At 57.6% G+C, this 6,796-nt stretch carries 5 protein-coding genes and 1 tRNA gene; 1 reads left to right on the forward strand and 5 read right to left on the reverse strand.

Annotation, left to right across the window (positions count from 1 at the left end):
• Positions 1-424: 424 nt before the first annotated feature.
• A tRNA-Gly gene (locus VAE55_RS07055) sits at positions 425-500 on the forward strand.
• Positions 501-1,050: 550 nt separating this feature from the next.
• Here the strand turns inward: VAE55_RS07055 and VAE55_RS07060 are convergent.
• The 5 genes from VAE55_RS07060 to VAE55_RS07080 all read right to left on the reverse strand — a co-directional run bounded on the left by VAE55_RS07060 (position 1,051) and on the right by VAE55_RS07080 (position 6,568).
• Positions 1,051-1,365 (reverse strand): DUF2442 domain-containing protein, encoded by a 315-nt coding sequence (locus VAE55_RS07060; RefSeq protein WP_322815089.1) that lies wholly within the window; start codon positions 1,363-1,365, stop codon positions 1,051-1,053.
• The gene (locus tag VAE55_RS07065; protein WP_322815090.1) at positions 1,322-1,504 is read right to left on the reverse strand and encodes a DUF4160 domain-containing protein; all 183 of its coding nucleotides are present in this window, start codon (positions 1,502-1,504) and stop codon (positions 1,322-1,324) included. Before VAE55_RS07065 ends, VAE55_RS07060 begins: the two co-directional genes overlap by 44 nt.
• 606 nt (positions 1,505-2,110) lie before the next feature.
• Entirely contained in the window at positions 2,111-3,298 is a 1,188-nt protein-coding gene (locus VAE55_RS07070) for an aspartate aminotransferase family protein (protein WP_322815091.1), read from the reverse strand.
• A 46-nt stretch (positions 3,299-3,344) separates the two neighbouring features.
• Entirely contained in the window at positions 3,345-5,108 is a 1,764-nt protein-coding gene (menD, locus tag VAE55_RS07075; RefSeq protein ID WP_322815092.1) for a 2-succinyl-5-enolpyruvyl-6-hydroxy-3-cyclohexene-1-carboxylic-acid synthase, read from the reverse strand.
• 11 nt (positions 5,109-5,119) lie between these two features.
• Entirely contained in the window at positions 5,120-6,568 is a 1,449-nt protein-coding gene (locus VAE55_RS07080; RefSeq protein WP_322815093.1) for an isochorismate synthase, read from the reverse strand.
• Positions 6,569-6,796 lie beyond the last annotated feature (228 nt).

Here is a 6,796-nt window from a genome sequence, read left to right on the forward strand (position 1 = left end):
CTGGCGCGGCAGCATGGCTGCCGCACTCCAAACCTTGCGCCACGCGCATGACGAGCGGGTAAGGCAATCCATTCAGCACGTGATACCACGGCTGGAGCAGCGCACTGCCACCGAGGTGGTCGCCCAAAACAGTACCAATAGCGATCATACCAGCCGATACGCACGTGGTTGACACCAGTTGTGGGTAATGCATAGCGTGTCGTGGGAGTGGGAATTGCACCATAGAGACACCGAGAGCACAGAGATAGTGAGGGTGAGCACTTCCCTGGGATCGCTAACCTCCGTCTCGCACCTGACAAGGTGCACATACGCTAAGTCTCCTATACACTATATCCTATTTTCTATATCCTATTTTCTCTCTCCTAAATCCCCTCTCCCCTCACCACTTGCAGACTCCGCCATTTTGTGCTACATTAAAGGCCGTGCGGGCGTAGCTCAGGTGGTAGAGCATCTGCCTTCCAAGCAGATGGTCGCGCGTTCGAGTCGCGTCGCCCGCTCCACTAGTGAACTATCCCACCCATTGTGGTGGGATGTTTTATTTGCAACGATAGTGCTGTTTTTGATGGACGATAACGGAATGAAGACGAACAGCGTTTTTGAACCTGTTTCAAAAAATATCTCCTATGGGGGTATCTCATTCGTTGCCGACCGGTTCCATGCATGATCGTAACGAGCACACCCGGCATTCGCGTGACCAGCCGGGTCAACGACCTGACACGTGCCAGATCGTGAGCACGGCTGGCGCGGCAGTCATGCTGCCGCACTCCAAACGTCGCGACACGCGGATGATGAGCGAACAAGGCAACCAATCCAGCGCGTGATAGCACCACAGATGGTTGTTAGAGTGTGACAGCACAGCGTTTTATGAAATATAAGTTCGAGAACACCTAATTCCAGGCCAGACATCAATCGTGCTGCTCTATGTCAGGCTAAGGCATCTGCACCATCGTGAGATAGCAGGTCTGGGTGATGGTGTCACAGGCATCACGTCTGAAATACGATAGCCCATAACCAACATGACACTAAAAAGACATCTCATACAGCGCACTGCTATGATTCCTGCCTCCGCCGTTGCAGCCATCGCTCGAATGAAGCACGACTCTCAGTAGATTTCTTGCCCAAGAGTAAGCCTTCAACACTGATGTCTTCGTCGAGGTCCGGCCAATGGATGCCGTACCCGGCGCTGCTGATTTCATAATTGGCCCGCTCAGCAGGAGTTCCGTATGCCAGCCGTGGGTACCAGCCGATGGGGATAGCAATGGTTCGTCCATCGTCTAAATCTACCGCCAGGGTGTCATCCGTCACAGTGACGTTGATCACCTTAGGAAGTACCAGTGTCACCACGACAGAAGACGTCCCATTCATTGCATAACCTCTCTCGATGGTCGCGCATGATTCGTTCGATTGTGCGGAGTTCCTGACGGCTGTAGCCGTGATGTTCTGCGAGCGATACATCAGGGTCAAGCCAGAATTTGGCACTCTTGTTTTCTCTATCCACGTGCATATGGCGCGGTTCGCCGCAGTCGTGCGAATAGAAAACGGTAGGCACCTATGCGAAGAGCTGTCGGCACAGCAGGTCCTTACTTCGTGTGTCAAGTTGCGTGCTTTGTCCTGTTGTAGCGCACCGACTTTGGAGATCGTCTGACATGTGCAGACACTCCCATTGTAAAGCGGGGTGACGGGACGTGCAATATGGTTTTGCTGACATCCTGTCGTTCTACCACTCCGCTACCGGATGCTGGACGAACTCAGTTGCCCGCTTCAGGCATCCTCTCCAGGATATACCACGCTCTCGAGAACGGAAGTCATTGGGGAATCTCTGGAATTGTCCATCCTTGGGAGGGCGCGAATATTGATAAAGGATTTCGTCTCAGGGAGATCATCGATAAGCCTATTCCCACCCTTCCCCATCGCCTATGCCGCATCCGCCGCATTATCAGCACGGGTCACGGTGTGCTGCGCATCGGCGATGGTGTCGGCATGGGCCGCGCTGCAGATCAGCGCATCTGGGCACGCAGGGCAGCCCGGAGGAGGCGCTCAGCACAGAGTTGTTCCCGGCAAGCTGCACACTACCAGGTGCGTAGCGGCAATATGCAGCCTGCCACTTGCCCTATCTCTCTTCAGTACTCAGCACTGCTTCAATGGCTGTTACCACTCGTTCTAGGTCGGCCTGCTCAATAACTAGCGGTGGTAGCAGCCGTAAGACGTTGGGTCCCGCCGGTAGGGCCAGGACGCCGTGGTCGATCAGCGCTGCGATAGCGGGCTGAGAGCGACTTTTCAGTTCAAGACCGACTAACAGGCCCAATCCCCGGACTTCGCGAACCGACGGCAGACGCAGGTCGCGCAGTGTTTGTAGCAGCCATGCCCCTTTGGCCGCTGTCTGTTCAGGTATCCGTTCGCTCTGATACACGTGCAGGGCGGCCCGGGCCGCAGCACAGGCCAGAGGGTTGCCCCCAAAGGTTGAACCGTGGGTTCCCGGTGGTAACGCACCGTGACGTTCGTGGATGACCACGGCACCCATTGGTACCCCGGCAGCAATACTCTTGGCAAGGATGAGCATATCAGGCGTGACGCCACTATGCTCAATCGCAAACAGCTTGCCGGTTCGCCCAAAACCAGTCTGTACTTCATCAACCAACAACAACGTGCCATTCGCAGCGCAGATGGTGGCGACTTCTGCCAGATAGCCGGGTGGCGCCGGTCGCACCCCACCCTCTCCCTGTACCGGTTCGATCAGTACCGCAGCCGTCTGTGGGCCGATAGCGGCTCGCAATGCTTCCACGTTTCCGTAAGGCACATGGCTGAATTCCGGCACCAGGGGTAAAAATGGTTCGCGGTACTTGCTCTCCCAAGTGGCACTGAGCGCCCCCATGGTACGGCCATGGAAGCCGCGCATGGTTGCAACGACGCCAGGCCGACCTGTCAAAAGCCGCGCAAATTTCAAAGCTGCTTCAACCGCTTCTGCCCCGCTGTTGCAGAGGAAGATACGCGAGGGGAATGGTACGACCGCCGCTAATTCGGCTAGATATGCTGCCCGGACATCGTTGGGAAAGATTTCGGGACAACTGATGAGCCGCTCTGCCTGTTCGCGAATCGCTGCGACGATAGCCGGGTGGCAGTGGCCGAGATTGGCCGCACCCTGACCACCGACACAATCGATGTAGACCCGGCCATCCGCATCGTACAGGCGCGCCCCTTCCCCGCGCACGATTGCCAGTGGCCGCTTCGGATACAAGCCACTGGTGTAGAGCGCTTCTTGCGCAATAATCTCGGCATTTGTGCTCAGCGTATTGATCATCACGACATCCTTACCCTTGTGTGACTCATTGAAGCTATGAGGCATGCTATTCGGCAACCGTAATCCCGGCCTGGGCCAGCGCATTACTGACCAGCGGCCAAATCGTGCGGTGATCAATGACATTTTGATCGCGTCGGGTACGTACCTCGATCAGATGCAAGCCGCCGGTAAAACTGGCCTGGAGTGCTTCGTGTACTGCTGACCAATCTGTGACCAGGGTGTAGTGCGCGTTGTGCATTGCCGCCAATGGTGCGAAATCAACACCGTGTGGCGTGCCGAATAATAGCTCGAACTGGTCAGTTTCGCTGGCCTGGGGCAGAAACGAGAAGATACCGCCGCCATCATTGTTGATCAGAAGTATCGTTGCATCGAGCCGGTGGAGACGAGCGGCAAGCAGACCGTTGGAGTCATGCAGGAGTGAAAGGTCACCCAACGCCATTACGAGCGGCCTCGCCTGACCGGCAGCCAGGCCGAGTGCGGTTGAGACCAGGCCGTCAATGCCGTTAGCTCCCCGATTGCCAACCACGTACAGCGGGTTCGTGCGTGGGCCGAGAAACGTGTCGCAATCGCGTACCGGCATCGAATTGCCAACAAACAGTGTTGCACCGGCAGGCAACCAGGAAGCGAGACGGGCAAACAGTCCCGGTTCACTGATGTGCTCTTGGGGTAGGAGATGTGACTGAATGATCGTCCGTGCCGTCTGCTCGGCGCTTACCCATGCGCGTAGCCAGAGGGTCGGCCCTTCACGTTGCGAGGATGCCAGCGCGTCGGCCAGCGCGATACAGAACCAGTGTTCATCGACGTGCAGGTGTTCGCGGGCCAGGCTGGTCGGCTCACGCCAGCCCGCACCGCCATCAATCACAATCTGGCGAGCGTGAGGATGGTGTTGCAGGTAAAGCAAGAGCGGTTTGCTGGTTGGCATTGCTCCAAAGCGCAAGACGACTTCTGGCGCGTAACTGGACACGAAGCGCTCATCACGCAAGAAGGCATCATATGTGCCCAGGGTATACTCATCAACGTGTGGCCCGTAGCGTACTCCCGACAATGGATCGGCCAGGATGGGGTAGCGCAGACGATGGGCCAGGGTGGTGAGCAGTGGGCCAAGATCGGGTGGACAATCGGGACCGGCGATGATCAGTCCCCGGCGGTATTCAACCAGGCTGGTTGCCAGCATTGCCAGTTCTGCTCCACCGATCATGCGACGTGCCGGCGTTACCTGAACCGCTGATGGCGTTTCGCTAAACAGGGCTGCCATCCGCGCTCGATCAGGAACGAGTGGTTCTCGAAAGGGCAGATTCAGGTGCACCGGGCCAGCAGGGGCATTGCGCACCAGTCCGACAGCACGACCCAGCGTAGCCCGTAAAAAAGGCAAGAGTGCCATATCCGGTGTGGGCAGATCAACAAACCAGCGCACATTGCGCCCGAAAATTCCGATCTGATCAATTGTTTGCGGCGCACCATTATCGCGCAACTCAGGTGGGCGGTCGGCAGTCAGGATCAAGAGCGGCACCCGGGCGAGGTTAGCTTCGACGACTGCCGGCAACAGATTGGCCACCGCCGTGCCGGAGGTACACAGTACAGCAGCCGGCATCCCGTGCGCACGAGCCATGCCCAGTGCGAAAAAACCGGCTGAACGCTCATCCAGATGCATCCAGACCCGCAACGACGGGTGGCGAGCTACAGCCAGCGCCAGTGGTGTACTACGCGAGCCGGGGCAAACAACCACATCTTTGACCCCATTTGCCGCCAGGCTCTGTGCAATTGCTGCCACCCAATGCGTCAGCGCTTCGACATGCGCTGTAACGTTCATGCAACCCTCGCTTAGCCAATCATCTCTTCACTTGCCCCAAGCGCCTCTAACATTGCTCGCAACTTAATTCTGGTTTCGGTTAGCTCACGCTCCGGATCAGAAGCTGCCACAATCCCGCAACCGGCAAAAAGCGTTGCTTCGCACCGCCCGATCAATGCCGAACGGAGGGCAACAGCGAACTCGCCATCACCTAGGGCATCAACCCATCCCACGGGAGCCGCGTACCATCCCCGATCAAGTCGTTCGTGATCACGAATCCAGGCCAGTGCAGCGGGACCCGGTTTACCACCAACCGCCGGAGTTGGGTGAAGACGCCCAACCAGATCAAAAATATCGTACCCGGCTCGGATGCAGGCTGTGATCGGTGTAAACAGATGCTGGACATTACGCACCCGCATAATCTCAGGGGTAGACGGCGCCTGCACCGCGTCGCAATACTCTGCCAGCGCAGAGCGAATCATCTGCACCACAAAAGCGTGCTCGGCGCGATCTTTAGCGCTTTGCAACAACGCCGCGGCCAACGCGGCATCCTCATCCGGTGTCTTGCCACGTGGTGCCGTACCGGCGAGCGCCGAAGCGGCCACTGCGCCATTCCGGAGCGCTACCAGACGTTCAGGTGAAGCGCCGAGAAATGTTCGGCCACCGCGCGCCACGGCAAAGACAAATGTATGCGGATAATCCCGGCGCAACCCGTGCAGCGTCGCAGCCGTATCAAACGGTTCTGTGCTGCGCAAACGCACAGCACGCGCCAGCACCACCTTCTCCAACGTACCGGCGCGGAGTTCGCTCACGGCATCGGCAACAATAGTTTTCCAGGTCTCGGGATCGAGCGAGACATCAACCTGCAAATCAAGCGGAGGACGCCGCGGTCGTAGTGGGAGACCGATCAGTGCCTGCAAACGACGGGCAGCGGCTGCCCCTAGTGCCAGCGTCGAACTGTGCGCATCCACCATCCCGTTCACCGTCAACGTTGTCACATCACCGTGGCGCACGATCAGCAAGCGTGGCACCATCAGCAATGCCATCGGATAATCCCGCCATAAATCGCTTGGGGGGTGATCGGGATCAAAACGAAACCCTGCCACGGCAACCGGTCCCTGCACCGGCAGGTCGGGATCGGCGTCAATCACTGCCTCACTCACCAACTGCTTCCATGCCGCAGCACTGACAGCAAAGCGATCAGCGCCAGATGTTGGCGTAAAACTCCATGCTGCACCGAGACCGGTCAACTCAAAATCAGTGGCCGGCGTACTCCAGAAAAAGCGATTATGGGTAACACCGGCACCACGGGCAAACAGCGCCAGGGGATCGCGCAGCCCGACACGAGTGGTGACACTCACCAACACCGGTCGGCCAAGCTCGAGTGCGCGTTGCCGGGCCACGTCGGCAGCAGCATCCATCCGCGGCACTTCGCGTAGCGTGGCAGTAGTTACCCGTATTCCGATGAGAGGATTGGTCATACGATTGTGATGTAATTCACGCTCCCTTTGCGGCTGGGATTGTTACAATCTTCCTTTAAGCATTGTATCACGTTATGGTTGTTCTGATGCGAGATAACGACCTATACGAGCGTGTCGTGCTTAGAACCTATTTCACAAAAAGTTGTACTGTCGCGCTCGAATAACCATCTCCGGTGCCATCATGCGCTGGATTGGTTGCCTTGCTCGCTCATCATCCGCGTGTGGCGT

Source organism: Chloroflexus sp. (genome assembly GCF_034432675.1).
Taxonomy (GTDB): Bacteria; Chloroflexota; Chloroflexia; order Chloroflexales; family Chloroflexaceae; genus Chloroflexus.

Coding starts and splice junctions, on each gene's coding strand:
- menD (WP_322815092.1), bottom strand. CDS start 5,108: ATGAACGTTACAGCGCATGTCGAAGCGCTGACGCATTGGGTGGCAGCA.
- VAE55_RS07065 (WP_322815090.1), bottom strand. CDS start 1,504: ATGCACGTGGATAGAGAAAACAAGAGTGCCAAATTCTGGCTTGACCCT.
- VAE55_RS07080 (WP_322815093.1), bottom strand. CDS start 6,568: ATGACCAATCCTCTCATCGGAATACGGGTAACTACTGCCACGCTACGC.
- VAE55_RS07070 (WP_322815091.1), bottom strand. CDS start 3,298: ATGATCAATACGCTGAGCACAAATGCCGAGATTATTGCGCAAGAAGCG.
- VAE55_RS07060 (WP_322815089.1), bottom strand. CDS start 1,365: ATGAATGGGACGTCTTCTGTCGTGGTGACACTGGTACTTCCTAAGGTG.